Annotated in this window: 9 protein-coding genes; 7 read left to right on the top strand and 2 right to left on the bottom strand. The window is 39.7% G+C overall.

What is annotated here, in order from left to right; translation table 11 throughout:
* Nucleotides 1-14 precede the first annotated feature (14 nt).
* Both AOR04_RS11920 and AOR04_RS11915 read right to left on the bottom strand, forming a co-directional pair.
* Nucleotides 15-551, bottom strand: a complete 537-nt coding sequence (locus AOR04_RS11920; RefSeq protein ID WP_096793465.1) for a hypothetical protein — start codon at nt 549-551, stop codon at nt 15-17.
* Nucleotides 548-1,819, bottom strand: a complete 1,272-nt coding sequence (locus tag AOR04_RS11915; RefSeq protein WP_096793464.1) for a class I SAM-dependent methyltransferase — start codon at nt 1,817-1,819, stop codon at nt 548-550. The genes AOR04_RS11920 and AOR04_RS11915 overlap by 4 nt, the downstream gene beginning before the upstream one ends.
* A 150-nt stretch (nt 1,820-1,969) precedes the next feature.
* On the opposite strand from AOR04_RS11915, the gene AOR04_RS11910 reads away from it, so the two are divergent.
* From AOR04_RS11910 to AOR04_RS11880, 7 genes are all read left to right on the top strand, one after another.
* Entirely contained in the window at nt 1,970-3,028 is a 1,059-nt protein-coding gene (locus tag AOR04_RS11910) for a phytanoyl-CoA dioxygenase family protein (RefSeq protein ID WP_096793463.1), read from the top strand.
* Between the two features lie 266 nt (nt 3,029-3,294).
* A complete protein-coding gene (locus AOR04_RS11905) occupies nt 3,295-3,501 on the top strand; it encodes a hypothetical protein (protein ID WP_096793462.1) in 207 nt (68 codons plus the stop codon).
* A gap of 135 nt (nt 3,502-3,636) precedes the next feature.
* Nucleotides 3,637-4,887 (top strand): hypothetical protein, encoded by a 1,251-nt coding sequence (locus AOR04_RS11900; RefSeq protein WP_096793461.1) that lies wholly within the window; start codon nt 3,637-3,639, stop codon nt 4,885-4,887.
* Nucleotides 4,874-5,800 carry a hypothetical protein gene (locus tag AOR04_RS11895; protein WP_096793460.1) on the top strand — a complete coding sequence of 309 codons (927 nt, stop codon included), beginning with the start codon at nt 4,874-4,876 and terminating at the stop codon, nt 5,798-5,800. Before AOR04_RS11900 ends, AOR04_RS11895 begins: the two co-directional genes overlap by 14 nt.
* A gap of 31 nt (nt 5,801-5,831) precedes the next feature.
* A complete protein-coding gene (locus AOR04_RS11890) occupies nt 5,832-6,533 on the top strand; it encodes a phage tail protein (RefSeq protein ID WP_096793459.1) in 702 nt (233 codons plus the stop codon).
* 6 nt (nt 6,534-6,539) lie between these two features.
* Nucleotides 6,540-7,364, top strand: coding sequence for a sulfotransferase family protein (locus tag AOR04_RS11885; RefSeq protein ID WP_096793458.1), 825 nt, complete (start codon nt 6,540-6,542; stop codon nt 7,362-7,364).
* Nucleotides 7,365-7,423: 59 nt separating this feature from the next.
* Complete coding sequence (locus tag AOR04_RS11880) at nt 7,424-18,982, top strand: tandem-95 repeat protein (protein WP_096793457.1); 11,559 nt, start codon at nt 7,424-7,426, stop codon at nt 18,980-18,982.
* Nucleotides 18,983-18,996: the final 14 nt, after the last annotated feature.

The following is an 18,996-nucleotide window of genomic DNA, read 5'->3' as shown; positions in this document are numbered from 1 at the left end:
AAAATCTACTGCGACTATTTTAGCTGAGCTTGTGTATAAGCGTCATTTCTTAGCCACCTTAACATGTTTGGATAACCGTTTGGGTGATTGGGCTGTTCACACATAAACCATGAATATAAAAGAGGGTAACCAAAACCAGTGCTGTTGGTAAAGGCCTCGATTAAGTTATCAGATGCCCCTTTATAACCCTGTTCATGAAATAAAATATTCGGGGCGATATTTAAATAGCAAGCTGCAGCCCATGACCAAGCTATTGCGGTCATTTCTTCGGCCGCTTGATGATCATGGTTTTTCATATCTCCTGTTAAACACGTTCTTGTCGTTTCTGAGGTAACTGCAATATGACCTGCTTCATGAAGAATATCACCTGGGTATAACAGCTTTTCTAAATCAAGTAATAAAGTGCCTTGTTCTATTTTAAGGCCAGGTAAAAAAGTCTTTTCGTTTAGCGTTTCATACCGGTGGTTTATATCTATATCAGTAAGAAAGGCTAAAATATTTTCAACCTCAGTTAACTGCTTATCTGTATTGTGTTCAGTGCTAATAGTCATAATGATTTGAGATTACTGTTAGTGACTAGCCAATGTTCAAATTCTTCAATACGTTGACTTTGATAAAGTGCTGCCGTTGTTTCATGGTACGGCAGCGTTAATGAATCTAGTAGCTCTGTCCATAATGCCCATTCATCGTCGGCAATACTAAAAGGGTGACCGGATTTAGCTGCTTGCGCATGCTCAAACATACGCTTTACACCAGGCAATCCCAAGTTATTGAGATCTGTAAATCTTGCCAATTCATTAATCGTTTTAATCGTGTTTTTTATTGGGAATGTAAATATAAAGTCTGCATTGTTAGGTGTTATGTATTCATAATGAATAGCTTCACCGCCACGAAGCTGCGCATCATGAGGTAAAAAAATAAGCGGTATATTTAAACTACATTGATTTTCCGTTAGTTTATGGTGTTTGTATACTTGAATGTCGGTTGTTAGTTTGAGTCTGTAATTAGTATCAACGCCATTTGGGATCAGCATATTACCTTTGAAAGAAGATGCGTCTCCTGCATTTAAACGCCTTGCTTCGTCGATGTTTAAGCAATAAAACTCTTTTAGGAGTATGTCATCTGTAGTATTAGCTTCTGCAGACATTAAAGATTTAAAAGGTGTTAGCCATGCCTTTAAAGAAATATTTTGTGGGATCAAGGTGCCAGAATTATGCAGGTATTGGTATAAATGAGAGAAAATGAACACTTGAGGTTCTCGCTTTAATAGCGCTGTCATAGTTTCTGAAATAATGATGTCAAATTGCTGAGAGGGGGGCGCTTGCCAGCAAGTTGCGTCATCACACGTAATTGCAACAATGTTTTGGGTGATTGAAAAGTGCTTTACTAGCTTTTTAATTGCACTGATGTTTTCTGGATGAATGTCAATGAGTGTGACTTTTATACGTGAGTTTGTGGCAAGACCTAAATAAGGAATAAGTAACGTGCCATAAGGACCTGTACCGGCATAAAGAACATGAATATCATCAGTCGTTGCTTTTAAACGTTCTTCAATAGCGAGTTTAACACCTTGCATAAAGATTTGCGTACGAAGAGTTTCTTCTATGCATTTAGCTGCTTGTACGGGAGAAATTGCAACGCCTTGGGATGTATTTTCATCATTCCAGTCATTCATATCTAAGTCAGTTGAAATAGACGTAATATTCCCTAAGTAATTTTTTAAATCGTTGATAAAAGGCTTCATCAAGCCCGCATCGGCTGGCTCATTTAGCAAATGTGTAATCGCATTGCGGTATCTGTTCAGTAACTCACTATCCATATCACTCTCTGTATTTAGCTACAAAAATCGTTGCTTGCAATAATATAGCACTCTATTCTAATTAAGTTTAGTCAGCGTTAAGAAATCAATTTAAGGAGTTTTACGCGTGGCAGATTCAAGTCTAAAATCAGGCAAGAAAAAGGAGTTATTATGCAAAATGAGTTGATAGTAAAAGTACCACCTCCGCACACAATAACGCAGAATACACTTCCTTGTTATAAAGAAACTGGGCGCTTAGGTCTATTTCAATTAAAGCGAATGTGGCACAAAGTACAGTTACAAAAACAAGGCTGTGCGGATAAAAAAATAATAGAAGATGAATGGTCGCTTGATGTCATGATTATGGACACTTTAGGCTTAGGGCTCACACCGACTATAGAGTCTATTTTTGCGAGTGATAGTTTTTTCGAATTTGAAAGTTGGGTAAAAAAAACGCATGGTAGAGCTATTTCAAACGCAAAAATAAATCAGCTTAATAAAAACATTGTTTCATTTTTTGAGAAAACAGACATAAAAAATGAAACAGTATTAGTAGAGACGCCTCGTCACTATATTTTAACGCCAGTGCATTGGCAAAGCTGGGATGATAATGGTTATGTTATTATTCCAGCGTTGGTGTCAAAAAAATTATGTGAAGACGTTTGTAATATGCTTTATGAACGTTTGAAAATGGATAAAAACAACCCCGCTTCATGGTATAGCTGTCATGCGCTTAAACAGGGGGTTATGGTACAAATATTTAATGATATAACCATGCAAGTTATACGTTCTCTTCCTCAAGTTCGAGATGTTTTTGAGCAACTTTGGGGGAGAAAAAACTTAATAGTAAGCACTGACAGACTTAGTTTTAATCCACCGCAGACAGAAAGTTGGCAGTTTCCTGGGCCAAATCTTCACTGGGATATAGACTTTAATAAAGCACTCACCTTTGCAACGCAAGGGTTGTTGTACCTTACTGACGTTGCCGCTGAGCAAGGTGCGTTTAGTTGTGTACCTGGCTTTCATAAAAAAATAGATAACTGGCTAGCTAACTTACCTAAAAATACTAATCCACACTCTTTTAATTTCGATAAATGCAACAGCACTCCATTAGCGGCAAAAGCAGGTAGCTTAATTGTTTGGCGACATACATTACCGCACGGTAGTTGTCCAAATAAGGGAAGTAGACCTCGTATTGTGCAATATATAAATATGGCTCCATTAAAGTAAGTAGCTAAAGACTCGCTATGAGTAATAAACAATGCCGTGTAATAAAGTGTAATATTTTTTATCTTTAACTTGTGCCACACTTATAGATAGTTTGTTAACAATAAGTTGATTGGTTTTTAGTGTTTTATGCAAGTCAGTGATTATTAAAAATAATAGAACTAGAAAAGTTGCACTCTATACTTTCTGGGTTATTATGTTATCTGAACATAATATTAATTTGCGATAGAATTTTATATTGCAATAAAAGCTCAAAAGAGTGTTTAAGTATGAAAAAACATAGTCCACAGCTTATAGCATGTTTAGAGTACGCACTACCCAAAATTAATAAGCTATTAAAGCACTCGATTCGTACTCGGTTTGAATTTCTTTTAAAAGCGAAATTAACAATCAGGCAACAACACCTACTTTTGCAAAATAGTTTTATTGATGCGATGGCTTTGGCTTTGAGCAACGCTCAAGTTGAACACCTTTAATTAGTTAAAGCTTTTAAGGCCATACATGATCAAGTTGTGCAATCAATAATATTGATAAAATGGATGGCTTCACAGTTTAATTGCTACATCATTGTACGCTAAGAAATATATATTATAAATTATAAGGAGTGTGTGGTGCTACACCATCAATTGTCTAAGTCAGCCGCATGTATTAGTGAAGAGCCAGTTGTAACTGGGTTACTTAATCAGGCACTGCGCGATCAAATTAGTTTGCTTAAACAGCAACCAGCTACAGCGTTGACTCTACAGCAGTCTTTTTTAGCAATCGCAGATCAAGCACTGACTGAAAGAGACGATGCTGTGTTAATTGAAAAACTTTTTGTTGACGCTTACGAAGAAGCAATGAAAGTCCTTAGGCAAGCTCAATTGCATGAAGTTGAAATGACAAAACAGTATATTAATCAACATGGCCTAGTGATGTCGGTTTTAAACTGCACAACAACAATAAAAGATGTACATCGCAACACCCGTTTCTACAAAGGGATTTTTGAGCTTATTAATGATTTACAACAACGGGATTCGCAAATAAATATTGTCTACCCAGCTTGTGGGCCATTCGCCCCGTTATTATTACCTATTTTGCTGTATATGGATCAGCAAAAAATTATTTCACCACAAAAAGTACGCATTTCTTTAGTCGATATTCAACCTGGAGCGATCAAATCTCTCAAGGTGTTAGTTAATGAGTTGCAACTTAATGACTATATCGATGGCATTTACGAGGCTGATGCTGCTTTGTTTAAAGGTAACAAAGCGTTTGATATTTTTATTGCTGAGGCATTTCAGCATGGTTTTTCTAAAGAAGCTCATTTGAGTATATGCAGAAACTTTGCCTCTCAACTAAGCCACCATGGAGTAATGTTACCGTGTAAAATCATGGTTAATGCTGCATTAGTTAATTGCCAACGAGAATATGTTGAACAGTGGCTGCAACCGCAAAGCGATGCTGCGAATCCGATATTAAATCAAGATACGTTGAATGAAAGAATTGAGCTGGGAAATATATTAACTCTTGATCGTCATAGTTTGCTCACGCTAGACATAATTGCTCTTGGAGAACAACAAGTTGTACGCTGTAACACAGTTTCTATTCCTCAAACAGCCACTGATGTAAGCGAACTAACGCTTGTCCTTTACGCTGAAGTAATGACGTATAATGGGCATTGGTTACAGCAATATCAGTCAGGCATTACGCATCCATTGCCTATTTTTTCGGTATGTATTGATTTTGTACCAAAGGCCCCCGCAGTAGATGGTTTATTACTTACAAAAAAAGATAAAATAGATTTTTATTATAAGCTTACCGGTTTAACAGGTTTTTTGCCGACGAAAGCTGACGAAGAGGTACACTATGGAGCAAATTAGCAAGGTAGTGTTATTTACTTCAAGTTGTTTATCTATACCTACGATTGATATGTTGATACAGCGCCAGTTGTTAGGCGCTGTAGTATTAGTGCCAACGCAAACAAATAACATGCAAAGCGAAATTGGTCAATTGCAAGCACATTGCACATCACAAAATATACAATTTTCAGTATGGAATAATGATGATACGTTGCTTGCACAACTCGATGATTGGCAAGTATCAATGGCCTTGAGCTGTTTTAATGCGGGAACTCAAAGTCAAACGATTATTGATTTTTTTCATGGTAATGCTTATGGAATTTACCCTGCAAAGTTATCAGATTATCAAGGTACTGATCCACTCTACTGGCAAATTAGAGAGCATCAAGATAATTTGTTACTAACTGTTTATCGCTTAAGCTGCGAACACCCCCTACAATTTTCGTTACAGCAGAGTATAGCCATTCACCCATTTGATACTTATCAAAGCCTTGCTATTCGCGTTGCATCTGCAATCCCACAAGTGTTGAGTATTTTCTTCGAACAATTTGATAATTTGCATTGGCAATCAGATACCGACATTGAACAAATCAAGGTCGCGACAGCCCTGAACTATGATAATTTAACATTGTCTTTTGAACAGTACAGCGCGGTTGATTTAGTCGCGGCGGCAAGAGCGGGTAACCCGCTTTATGGTGGCTTTATTTTATCGGGTAAATTTGGTGATTTTAATGTGCTACAAGCATCCTTTGTTGATCAAGCCTCATTCACAGAGCCAGCTGGTACGGTCTTAAGTATTGACAAGTCACAAGGGTTAGTTGTGCAGACTAAACAAGGCTCAGTGGCATTAGATATTGTTTCATGTCAGTTTGGGTGTATTTCAGGTTATCGTTTTGCATCTTTAGCTAATATTACAGCTGGTATGCAATTGTAATTATATAAATTATTTTAAAAGGAAATACGTTATGAGCGCAGACCCATTTTTAGGCGAAGTGGAGATTTTTGCAGGAAATTTTGCCCCTAGAGGTTGGGCTATATGTGCAGGACAGCTATTGAATATTGCTCAAAATACCGCCCTTTTTTCACTTGTTGGTACTACTTATGGTGGTGACGGCCGTTCGTCAATGGGGTTACCAGATATCAGAGGACGTACACCGATAGGTGTTGGTAGTGGGGCTGGCTTGTCCAGTCGTAGGTGGGGCCAGCGTGGCGGAAGTGAACTTAGTAATATTACATCTAATAATTTGCCACCGATGCAAAGTACGATTGCATTGCCAAGTTTTGCACAGTCAGTTTCTGTCAGTATTCCTGGGCAGACGATAAGTGGAGTAACGGGATCTGCAAACATTGCAACAACACAAGATGCTAATAGTGGAGAACCAACAGCAGGTGCAGTACTTGCTACGGTTGTTGCTGGTGGTGGGCCTGATAAACAAGAAAAAATATATCAATCTACGGCACCAAGTTCATTGATCAGTATTGGTAATGTGACAGTTGATACATTTGATGTTCCAGCACAAGATAACATTGCCCTAACTCTGCCCGCGAATAGTTTAACAGGTATCGTTAATTTACATGGTGGTGGCCAACCGCTTTATTCTCAGTCACCATTTGTTGCTATGCATTATATCATCGCCATGCAAGGGATTTATCCGAGTCGGAGTTAACTATTTATGTCGCGTCATTATCATTTTATCGCTGGTTTACCGAGGACTGGTTCAACATTATTGGCTGGTATATTACGGCAAAACCCCGATTTTCATGCCGATATGTCAACCCCTGTAGCTGGTTTTGTTACTAGTTTACTTGAGCAAATGGGAGCTGGGAGTGAGTTTGCTAGTAGCATAAGCTCAGCGCAGCGCTTGAATATATGTCATGGGGTTTGGTCTGGGTATTACCAAGATGTTGAAAAGCCCATTATTTTTGATACCAATAGACTGTGGACTGCAAAGCTTAATATCTTAAATTCCTTATTTGGTAATGATTTTAAAGTGATTTGTTTAGTCAGAAATCCAGCTTGGATAATGGACAGTTTTGAACGTGTCTATAGGCAAAACAGTCTTGAATTTAGCCGTATTTATTCCCCCGCAGCACGACAAAACGTGTATACCCGCTGTGAGCACATTGCGTCTAATCAAGGGCCTTTTGGTAGTGCTTGGGCTGCGCTAAAAGAAGGTTTTTATGGTGAGTTTTCGGATCAGTTATTACTGATCGACTACGATTTGCTCGTAAGTAAACCTGAAAAGAGTGTGGCTCTAATTTATCAGTTTTTAGGCTTACCGAACTTTGCGCATGACTTTGAAAATGTGACATATAACGCCAGTGAATTTGATAAAAACTTAGGTGCAGATGGCTTACATACAGTGAAAAATAAAGTGGCTTTTACTGGGCGTAAAACAGTACTCCCCCCAGAACTATTTAAAAAATACAGCGATATGGCTTTTTGGTTAGAACCACAAGGCAGTAACGCAAGTTTAATAACACAAAAAACACCTTAATTTACCAGTAATGGTATTAAAAACGTTGTTCTCCATAAATATATTAAAGGATTGAATACATGCTGAAATTCTCCTTATCGCCTATTTCTATTGTTGTCGGTTCGGTTTTAGGGCTCACTCAAACCGCAGGCATTGCACAGAGTGTACAAGTGCCAGTGCAATCAGAGTTTAAACTCACCCCACTTATAGTGCCAAGTATTAATTCATTTAAGGCAAAGGCTGATGATCTTGTGTTAACTGCTGCAAGCAGTGTTAACCATCTAGTCATTATCGATGCGGGAGTACCTGATAAAGCCTTATTTTATAGCGATTTAAATGCAGAGACAGAGATTGTTGAACTCAATGCTGATGAATCAGGTATAAATCAACTTGAAGAGTTGCTTGGTCGTTACCAACAGTTAGAGAGCGTGAGTATATTTTCTCATGGGCGCAGTGGCGAGCTACAACTAGGTAACAGCCAAATAAATACTGCGGTTATTGAAAGTAACCCACAATTTATGGCGGTATTTAAGGGGGCTGTAAAACCTGGTGGGGATGTTTTTTTTTATGGCTGTGACATTGGTAAGGGTCTGCAAGGCGATCAATTTTTAACACTCTTTAGTCAGTCAACGGAGCTTGATGTAGCCGCTTCTAACGATTTAACCGGTAATAGTCATAAAGGCGGAGATTGGGATTTAGAAATAGTTAAAGGGGATGTCGATTTTGCTGATAGACCATTTTCAGAGCGAGCCTTGATTGACTTTTCTGAGGTGTTAGCGTTTGATGGTACATTGAATTTTGATAATGTACCTACGGGATACGCTAATAATAAGAGTTATATAATACCGGGTACCAGCTACAGCATAAAAGTTAAGTCTGGGGCTGGTGGGGGTCAAGATTTATATAATTTTTCAGCGGGCTATGTTTATATATCTACAGACTCATCAACTCAGACATACAGTAAAATATATTTTACAAATAACGAAACGTTTGATTTATCTAGTTTATATGTTTATAACTCAAGTGGTATTAATAGAGTTATACGACTAACAACGGATAAAGGAGGCGTAGCGGATAGCGGGACTTTACCGAGCGGTAGCAGCGAGACTATAAATGCTTCTGGTGCGTTATTTACAGAAATAAAATGGTTAAAAATAGCTTATTCTGATAACTCTACTCTTAGCTGGTTAAAAATTGACAACCTTGCCATCACTAACTTGTCTTCAACTCCTGTTAATTCAGCGCCTGTTGTTGATTTAAATGGTGGGATTCCAGGTACAGGGAGTTTTTCGGCGTTTACTGAAGGCAGCCCTGCTACCGTGATTGCACCCGATGCTGAAGCCGGTGATAGTGATGGCGACTCAATAACAACAATAACCGTTGCATTAACAAATGATCAAGATGGCGCCTCAGAAGGTCTTAATGTATCTGCCAGTGCGCAAAATGCACTGAGTGGAATTAGTGGTGCATCAGATATTAGTTTACAAGATACAATTTCTATTACAGGTGCAACTGCAACAACGGCTGAAGTTACCACTTTCCTTAAAGCAATCACGTATAACAATACCAGTTCGTCGCCCAACACAACTTCGCGGACAGTATCAGTTGTTATCAATGATGGCACTGAAAACAGTACTAGCCGTACCGCGACAATTTCAGTGGCTAATCTTACAGCAGCTAGCTCTACAGCAGCGGGTTTTAGCACCTTAGATGGTACAAATTTAAATCCGGCAATAACGTTTAGTAGTGACTCCGAAACATTAACGATAAGCAATCCATCACATATTACAGGTTCAGTGGCTGATGGTGGTACTGGTACAGATACCATTCACGTTCCGACTGGATCCGATTTAACGGCTTTTACTACATTAACAGGCTTTGAAACATTATCAGTGCCTAGCAGCGTCACTTTAACGTTAAGTGAAGCGCAGCATGAGCAATTTACAACGATTTCGGGGAGCGGGGCTCCTGTTTTTACGATTACAGCAGGCAGTGGGGGCGATGCAAATTTAACGGCAAATAGCACCATCGCAACATACGTTTTAAATACACCAGTTTCATTAACGCTTGTAGACAGAGACCAGTCTGTTACAGGCAGTAATTTAGCTGATTCAGTCGATATTTCCAACTTTTCGTACCGAGGAACTCTCGATGGTGGGGATGGCACAGATACACTTACGCTAGCTAATGGCGCGAGTTTAGCGGCGGCAACGATTTCGAACTTTGAAACACTTAATTTGAGCGGCGGCGTATCTGTCACGATGAAAGAAGCGCAGCATGATGCGTTTTCTACAATTTCAGGCGCAGGTACAGATCAAATTACCATTTCAGACGCAACTAATGGTTTAATTGCTGCGAATGATATTGAAACGTATGTGCTCGGTAGTGCAAACACAATTACCTTATCAAATGGCTCACAAAATATAACAGGCAGCACGGGCAATGATACGGTAAATATTGCAGGTTTAACGGTTACAGGTACACTCAATGCAAATGGTGGTACCGATACATTAAGCATGGCAACAGGTGCCGACACCACAAGTGCTACAGTGTCTAGTTTTGAAAACTTAACCCTTGCAACAAACTCATCGGTGGCTTTATCTGCAGCGCAAGTGAGTACATTTACAGGCACTATTACAGCGTCTGGCGCTGAAACGATTACGGTTTCGGGTGATGGTAACTTTACAACACTTAGCAATATTGAAACGTTTAACGTTGGTGATGATTCAACAAATACACGAACAATTACGTTAGGTTCTTTGTCTGTCAATGTGACAAGCGCATCAACAACCGATGCAAATACGTTTGATGTCAGTGGATTAACGTTTACTGGAACAATAACAGGTGAAGCAAGCGTTAATGATACGCTATCTATCAGTAATACGGGGGATATTACTGGAGCAACAGTTTCCAATATTGAAAACCTAACACTTAGCAGTGGTGCACGGGTTTCAATGACGCGTTCGCAACACGCCGGTTTTACAGGCACTATATCTGCAATAGGTTCTGAAACAATTGATGTTTATGGCGATGGTGATTTTTCTACTTTCAGTGATGTTGAAACTTACAACGTATTTGATGATTCTTCAAACAGTAGAACAATTACGATAGTCTCAGCGACCCAAAGTATAATAGATAGATCTAGTAACACAGCAATGACCTTTGCACTTGGTGGCGCTGGCTTTAGTGGTTCATTAACCTCAGAGCTAAATGCTGCAGATAAGGTGAGTGTTACTGACGGTGCTGACGTGACTTCTGGCTCATTCTTTAATATTGGTACATTAAGCTTAGCCTCTGCAGCAACAGTAGCAATTGATGTTAATAATATTAATGATTTTAATACTGCAATTACAGGCTCTGCTGGCGCTGATACGCTAAAACTGATGGATGGTGGTATTTTTAATTTTTCCAGCACCACGGTATCGGGTATTGAGAATCTGGCAATCGGCACTAATAACAACACGACTATCACCTTAACCGATAATTTTAATACTGATGCTGGCGTTGTATCTTTTTCTAATGCTAGTGGCAGTGCTATTACAGCTGCAGTGACGCTAGATGCAAGTGCATTTAGCGCTGACATTTTAACAATGACCTCATCAGATTTTAATGGTGATGATGTACTTAAAGGTGGCTCTGGGGCCGATACTTTACGCCCAGGCGCTGGTACAGATACGTTAACAGGTAACGCAGGTAATGATAATTTTGTAGGTAGCTCATCTCAATTATCAGGAGATACAATTACCGATTTAGCCGCAGGCGATCGTATTACTATTGCTGGTATTACAGGGCTTTCAGCCAGTAACGTGCGTTTTAATGGCACGAGTACATTAGAAGTAGATACCAACGCCACCGATTTTAATATTTCTGAACTGACTCTTTCACTTACTAATGCGCCAGGTAATGATTTGGCCTTTACGGTTGCTGATAGCGGATCAGATTCCGTTATTACATTTGTTTCAGCAAATTCTGCGCCTACATTTAGCTCGCTTAATGGCGGTGCTACGTTTATCGAAGGTTTAAGTGCAGTGAGCATTGATAGCGATATGACAATTGCAGATGCTGAACTTGATGCACTTAACAGCAACGCAGGGGATTACAACAATGCTAGCTTAACTATTCGCCGACGTGGCGGTGCGAGTGCCGAAGATCGATTTGGTCATTCGGGGCTATTAGGGACGTTAATTGAAGGTAATACATTTAGTTATAACGGTAATAATGTAGGGACTGTTACCACAAACTCGGCAGGTACTTTAACGCTAACATTTAATAGCAATGCTACTTCTGTAATTGTAGACTCTGTTGCGCAAGCAATTACCTACGCCAATAACTCAGATATTCCTCTAAATGCAACTGTGCTTGACTATACCTTTAATGATGGTGTCGTAGATAGTACAGGTACTAATCAGGCATCAGTTACAATTACCTCGGTTAACGATGCTCCTACTGTATCAGCAGTCGGGGCTAATCCAACATTTACAGAAAATGGCTCACAAGTTGGTATTTTCTCTTCAGCCTCTATTAATGCTATTGAAAGCGGACAAAATATTGAGCAAATATTACTGACGGTAAGTAATGTAAAAGATATTGGCAATGAGTTCCTTCAATTTGGCACTGATGTTATTAGGCTAGAAAATAATGCATCCGGTACATATTCGGGGTCAGTTAATTTTAGTTATGTTGTCACTCTTAGCGGTTCAAAGGCAACGGTAACGATTGTCGCCTCAGACACTGCGGCCGTATGGCAGAACTATGTTCCTTTCTTAGCTTATAAAAATACGAGTGAATCACCGACAGAAGGAGATAGAGTTGTAACGCTAACGTCTATAAAAGATAGCGGTGGTACATCTAATGGTGGTGTTGATAGATCTACAGGTAGTTTTGGTTCTTCTACGGTTAAAGTAGTGGGTGTAAATGATGATCCAACAGACATTACTTTATCGGCAACAAACATCAATCAATCTTTAGTGTCTTTGGGCGCTGATGTTGGGACTTTAAGTACAACGGATCTTGATGATAGTACGCATACTTATACATTGGTAGCTCCTAGTTCATCAGCCAGTGGTTCGTGTTCATCAAATAGTGGTAACAGTAGCTTTCAAATTAATGGGAGCGTGCTAGAAACTCAAACCGCCATTTCAGCAGGCACCTACATAGTATGTGTGCAAGCGGATGATGCTTCGTCATCGTTTAAAAAATCATTCACAGTAACGGTGACTGATAATATTGCACCGACAGGGCACAGCGTTTTAATAACTCAAGATACGATTACTCGAGATAATGAAGCCGCGTTAGGTTTTACTCTAAATGGGCTTGAAAGCAGCGGTTCATTTACTTACAAAGTGACTGATGGCTCTAATGAAATTATAGGTAATTCTAGAGCAATAACGGGAGCTTCAGCTCAGGTTACGGGTGTTAATGTAACCACTTTAAATGAAGGTACACTTACACTTTCGGTGACAGTATCAGATACCGCAGGGAATGAAGCCAGCGATGTAACGGCAACAATTGTTAAAAGCTACAACATTAAACCTGTACTATCAGGTACGCCATTGGCGACAATAGATGAAGATTCTCAATACAGCTTTACCTCAACGCTCACGGATCCGGATACAAGCGACATACATACGTTTAGTATTACTAATAAGCCAAGTTGGGCAACATTTGATACGGCCACAGGTTTACTGTCAGGAACACCCACCGATCAAGATGTAGGTACCTCAGCGAATGTCAGTATAAAGGTATCCGATGGTACTGAAGATAGCGCAGCGATGATATTTGATATTGAAGTAAAAAATACCAATGATGCGCCTGTAGGTCAAAACTTTGCATTTAGTTTAGATGAAGGGGCATTATTTGCAGCCACCCCTGTTAATGGTGTATTAAGCAATGCCACTGATGATGACCTTGATAGCGGTGATACACTCACTGCAGTGAAAGTGACAAACCCGTCATCGGGTACGGTTACGCTTAATAGCGACGGTAGCTTTAGTTATCAACATGATGGCAGTGAAAGCACGTCTGATAGTTTCACCTACCAAGTAGAAGATGCCGCAGGAGACAAGTCAGCAGTTCAGACGGTAAGCTTTACCGTTACGCCAGTAGAAGATGCGCCTATTGTGGTTGCCGACTCTATAACAACTGATGAAGATACTCCTGTTACTTTTAGTGTTGTTAGTAATGACAGTGACGCTGAAGATAATATGGTTGTATCTTCTGCTGCGATAGTGGACACACCGACTAAAGGGCAAGCTAGTATTGCAAATGGAATCGTAACTTATACACCATTGAGTAATGTATCTGGTACAGATTCATTTACATATACAGTAAAAGACAGCACGGGTTTAATATCTGAAAAAGCGACTGTATCGATTACTATAACCCCAGTGAATGATGCGCCGATTGCTATTAACTTTAATGAGATGGTCGATGAAGATACACCAACTTCTGCACTTTCAATTAGAAGCAACGCTACCGATATAGAAGATACTATTCCAACGGGTGATATTAGTGTTGTAGCACAACCATCCAAAGGGTCAGTGAGTGTTGATCAAAATGACGGTACTTTAATTTATACACCTACAGGCAATGAAAACGGAAGCGATACATTTACTTATACGATAGCCGACAGCAATGGTTTGGCATCAAATACAGCCTCTGTGACGGTAAATATAGGTGCGGTGAATGACCGTCCGGTTGTCGTTAATGATGCAGTGACGACCGATGAAGATACTGCAACCAGTGTGGCTATTTTAGCGAATGATTCAGATGTAGAAGACCAAGGTTTTAATGGCGCAAATGTGCTGTTAGAAAATAAAGGCGATGGTGCAGGTGAATATGATTTTGCCAGCGTAAGCGTGAACCTTGATGGTAGTTTAGCAATTACCCCTAAAGCAAATATAAATGGGGTTCACAGTTTTACTTACACCGTTACTGACAGTGAAGGACTTACTTCGCTACCAGCTACAGTTACACTGAGTATTACGGCGATAAATGATGCCCCAGTTGCCGTTGATAACACTGCACAGTTACAAGAAGAAGGGCAGTTTGAGGTCAATGTTCTGGGTAATGATAGTGATGTTGATATTGGTGATAGCCTTAACGCGAGCTCTGTAACGATTGTTACTAACCCTGCAAATGGATCCGTGAGCGTATCAGTAACTGGTGCAATTGTTTACACGCCTCAAGCGAACTTTTTTGGCGATGATAGCTTTACCTATACGGTTGAAGATAGCAACGCAGCTGTATCAAATATAGCGACAGTGACTATGAGTGTCGCTCCCGTGAATGATAAACCGATTGCCGTTGCGCAATCGCAATCACTGGATGAAGATGGCTCAATACTACTGACGTTAGTTGCAACAGATATAGATCAAGACACGTTAAGTTACCGGATAGTCAATGCGCCAAGCAAAGGAACTTTGGTACAGCAAAGTAACGATAGTTGGCTTTATACGACGAATGAAAACATTAATGGTACAGACAGCTTTACGTTTGTGGCCAACGATGGTGAAATTGATTCTGATGAAGTCACTGTATCGTTAATTATCAATGCAATTAATGATGCACCTACGGTCGCTGGGCAAGTACTTTCAACACATGAAGATACAGCGCTAACGGTTACTCTATCGGGTAATGATATTGAAGAGCAGTCTCTAAGCTATCGAGTGGTAACTGAGCCTGCTAATGGCAGTACGACCTTAACCGGTAACATACTTATTTATACACCAAACAGTAACTTTAATGGCAGTGACTCTGTGAGCATTGTGGCTAATGATGGTGAGCTTGATTCAGAGTTTGCACGTATTTCGATTACGGTCGACAGTGTTAATGATGCACCGTTGATAAGTGGGATACCTGCGGCATCAGTGAACGAAGACAGTGAGTATTTATTTATCCCGATAGCAAGCGATACGGATAATGATACGCTGACATTTAGTATTAGTAATAAACCTAGTTGGGCGAGCTTTAATAGCGAAACCGGAAAATTAAGTGGTACGCCACTCAATGCGCAGGTAGGTAGCTACAGTAACATCGTTATAAGTGTTAATGATGCAACAGTGACTCAAAGTTTAGCGCCATTTAATATTACGGTTATTAATACTAATGACGCACCAACAATAACGGGTACGCCGACAGCACAGGTTAATGAAGAAGAGTCGTACAGCTTTACACCAAGTGCACAAGATATGGATGGGGATGCATTAACCTTCAGTATCAGTAATAAGCCAAGTTGGGCTAGCTTTAATAGCGCAACAGGGCAACTTAGTGGCACACCACTAAGAGAAAATGCAGGTCAATTTACTAATATTGTTATTGCAGTAACTGACGGACAACTTGAAGCACGCTTACCTGCATTTACAGTAACAGTAAATAACACAAATAAAGCCCCAGTGTCGCAAAGTATGATGTTAGATGTTCTTGAAGACGCTTCCATTACTTTTGCTCCAGATGTCTCAGATCTTGATGACGATATACTTACGCTAACAGCCATATCGCAGCCTCAATTTGGTACTTTAAGTAAGCAAGGCAATGTGTTAACGTACTCACCAAATGCGAATTACTTTGGTATTGACAGTTTTACGTACATTGTAAGCGATGGTACAGAACAATCTGCAATCGCTACGGTAAGCTTGAATGTTATTTCAGTGAATGACAGACCTGTTGCAAATCCTGATGTATTCTCATTAGATATAAATGAGGAAAACACGTATTTATTGGATGTATTAGCCAATGATACCGATGCTGATGAACAACCATTGAGTATTATCGGTGCAAGCGCGAGCGTGGGGAGTGTAACAATTGAAAATGGTGTGATTGCATATAAATCGCAAGCGAGTACACAAGGGATTATTCAGATTAGTTACCTGATTGAAGATCCAGATAAAGCAAGAAGTAGAACGACTGCTAAATTAACGTTGAATAAACAAACAGATGGTGTGCCAACGATTGAAACACCGGTTGATTTGGATATTAATGCTAAAGGATTGTTCACTAAGGTGGATTTAGGTGTACCGCTTGCTACTGACAATCAAGGTAACCGATTGGCAGTATCACTCGTTGATTCAACGTCACTGTTTACTCCTGGAAGTCATTTGGTCTATTGGCAGGCTTTTGACAGTAATGGGCTTGAAGCAATTGCTACACAGAGCATTAATGTTAATCCGCTTATTTCTTTAAGTAAAGATAGCCAAGTAGCAGAGGATCAAACATATCGCTTTAATGTATTTTTAAATGGCGAGTCACCGACCTATCCAGTAACAATTCCTTATACTGTTTCAGGTACGGCCAACAGTGCTGACCACGATTTAACATCAAGTGAATTAGTTATTGAAAGCGGCGTCCAGGGGCAAGTAAGCTTTACTGTTTTTGCTGACTCAGAAATTGAAGGCAACGAAACAATTATTGTTTCATTAGCGAATACGTTAAATCTGGGTGCGAGATCAACGGTTAATATCACGATTGTTGAAGATAATGTAGCACCTACAATCTCTACATCGATTAAGCAAAATGAGGAAGCTAGATCGCTTGTCGCGATAGGCGAGGAGTTAGTCACTATTACTGGGGTCGCAGAGGATATAAACCCAAGTGATAACGTAACACTAAATTGGTTATCACAAGATGATCAGTTAACTAATACCAGTACAAATGAGGGGGAATTTGTTTTTTCAACGCAATCACTTGCTCCGGGTATTTATAAAGTGTCAGTGACGGCTGAAGATGACGGTGAACCAAACTTATCAACAACAAAAGAAATCTATGTTGAAGTAGTACAGTCTCTTGATACCCTCGATTCGGGTGATTCTGATGGCGATCTAATACCGGATGATCAAGAAGGCTTTACTGATACTGATAATGACGGCATACCAGATTACCTAGATGCTATTAGTCAATGTAATGTGGTACAAGGTCAAGTCAAAGACAGTGACAAGTTTTTAGTTGAAGGCGAGCCAGGTGTCTGTGTTAGAAAGGGCGTGACTGTTGTACAAAATGTGACAGGAGGGGTTCAATTATTAGAGAGTGAATTACCAGCCGACGCTAACGCATTAAATATTGGTGGAGTATTTGACTTTATTGCGACAGGGCTTCCAAACCCTGGAGATACCTACAGTATTGTATTTCCACAAAGAAAGCCAATCTCACAAAATTCCACTTATAGGAAGTTTAAAGAAGGCCAATGGGTTGATTTTGTATCTACAGCACATGACCAAATATTATCTGCTGCGGGTGAACCAGGTTATTGCCCACCACCAAGAAGTAGTGAATGGACGCAAGGCCTAGCGGAAGGCGCATGGTGTGTGCAACTACAAATTGTTGACGGTGGTCCAAATGATGATGATGGAAAAGCAAATGGCTCTATTGTAGATCCTGGCGGTGTTGCTGTTGTGCGTACAACGAATCAATTACCACAAGCAAATCAAGATGAAGTAACGATAGGTGCAGGTGAATCTATTACTATTGATGTGCTAGAAAATGACACAGACATAGATGGAGATGCATTAACACTGACGGGTGCGACGGTTGATTTTGGGCAAGTGAGTATTATTGATAATCAGATACTTTATACTCCGCCTACATCATTTATCGGTATTGCGACCATTGAATACAGCATTACTGATGGACAAGGAGGAACATCTAACAATAATGCTAAGGTTAACTTAGTGGAAAATAATGCACCAACAGCAATATTTGATACAGCTAGTACCACCGATCGCGTATCAATAGAAATTGATGTACTTGGTAATGATACTGATATTGATATGGATGAATTATTTATTATTAGTGCAGCGGCAACTTATGGCACTGTATCAATTAATATTAATGGCACTTTACAATACATGCCAAAGGTAGGTTTTGAAGGTGTTGATACTGTCGACTATACTATTAAAGACAGTAAAGGAGCTAAATCTTCGGCACAAGTTGAAATTACCGTTAGTGCAGTAAAATCAGTTTCTATTAGTAATAAGTCATCGGGAGGAAGTATGGGAGGCGTTGGGTTGTTGCTGATTTCAATGTTGGTATTTAGCCGTCGAAAGTCATTGTTTCCAAGTTTTGCGATAATTACTACAAGTTGCTTAATAAGTGGCAGTGCACTCGCTGATGCATGGTCTTTTGAGGGAACTGTAGGTCAAGCTAAAGCTAAGCATTCTTTGGCAATAACGGGCAGTGATGTTAAGACCATTTCAGTTGATGATAAAGATACTAGTTGGTCAGTGGGCGCTTACTATGAGCTAGCTCCTAATTGGGAAGTTGCAATACGGTATATTGATTTAGGGCAAGGACGTGTTGAATTAACAGCGGATACAACAACACCAAATGACCTTCATCATGACTACGCGCGTTATGCTCCAATCTTACCAAAAGGTGTTGCCACGGAAGTCGGTTATTTATTTATGCCTGCTGAATCATTTAGTACTAAGTTGTTTTTGGGGGCTTATCGCCATCAATATAAAATACAAAGTGATATAACCAATGGTGCAACGCTAGAGTCTAAAAAGCATACGACCAAGCTTTATGCGGGTGGTTCAGTTGGGTATTCGATTTATAAAAATACCGAGTTACTACTCAAGTATAGCTACTATAAAGTGTCAAAAAACGATGTAAGTGAGCTATCTGCTGGCGTTAAAGTCCGCTTTTAAAGTCACTCTTAATA

Origin of the sequence: Pseudoalteromonas sp. 1_2015MBL_MicDiv (assembly GCF_002407505.1) — a bacterium.
Classification (GTDB): Bacteria; Pseudomonadota; Gammaproteobacteria; order Enterobacterales; family Alteromonadaceae; genus Pseudoalteromonas; species Pseudoalteromonas fuliginea.
This window is presented reverse-complemented; position numbering and strand designations above follow the sequence as displayed.

Excerpts from the sequence above, each read along its gene's own strand:
- AOR04_RS11920 (WP_096793465.1), bottom strand. The coding sequence starts at position 551 with ATGACTATTAGCACTGAACACAATACAGATAAGCAGTTAACTGAGGTT.
- AOR04_RS11915 (WP_096793464.1), bottom strand. The coding sequence starts at position 1,819 with ATGGATAGTGAGTTACTGAACAGATACCGCAATGCGATTACACATTTG.
- AOR04_RS11910 (WP_096793463.1), top strand. The coding sequence starts at position 1,970 with ATGCAAAATGAGTTGATAGTAAAAGTACCACCTCCGCACACAATAACG.
- AOR04_RS11905 (WP_096793462.1), top strand. The coding sequence starts at position 3,295 with ATGAAAAAACATAGTCCACAGCTTATAGCATGTTTAGAGTACGCACTA.
- AOR04_RS11895 (WP_096793460.1), top strand. The coding sequence starts at position 4,874 with ATGGAGCAAATTAGCAAGGTAGTGTTATTTACTTCAAGTTGTTTATCT.
- AOR04_RS11890 (WP_096793459.1), top strand. The coding sequence starts at position 5,832 with ATGAGCGCAGACCCATTTTTAGGCGAAGTGGAGATTTTTGCAGGAAAT.
- AOR04_RS11885 (WP_096793458.1), top strand. The coding sequence starts at position 6,540 with ATGTCGCGTCATTATCATTTTATCGCTGGTTTACCGAGGACTGGTTCA.
- AOR04_RS11880 (WP_096793457.1), top strand. The coding sequence starts at position 7,424 with ATGCTGAAATTCTCCTTATCGCCTATTTCTATTGTTGTCGGTTCGGTT.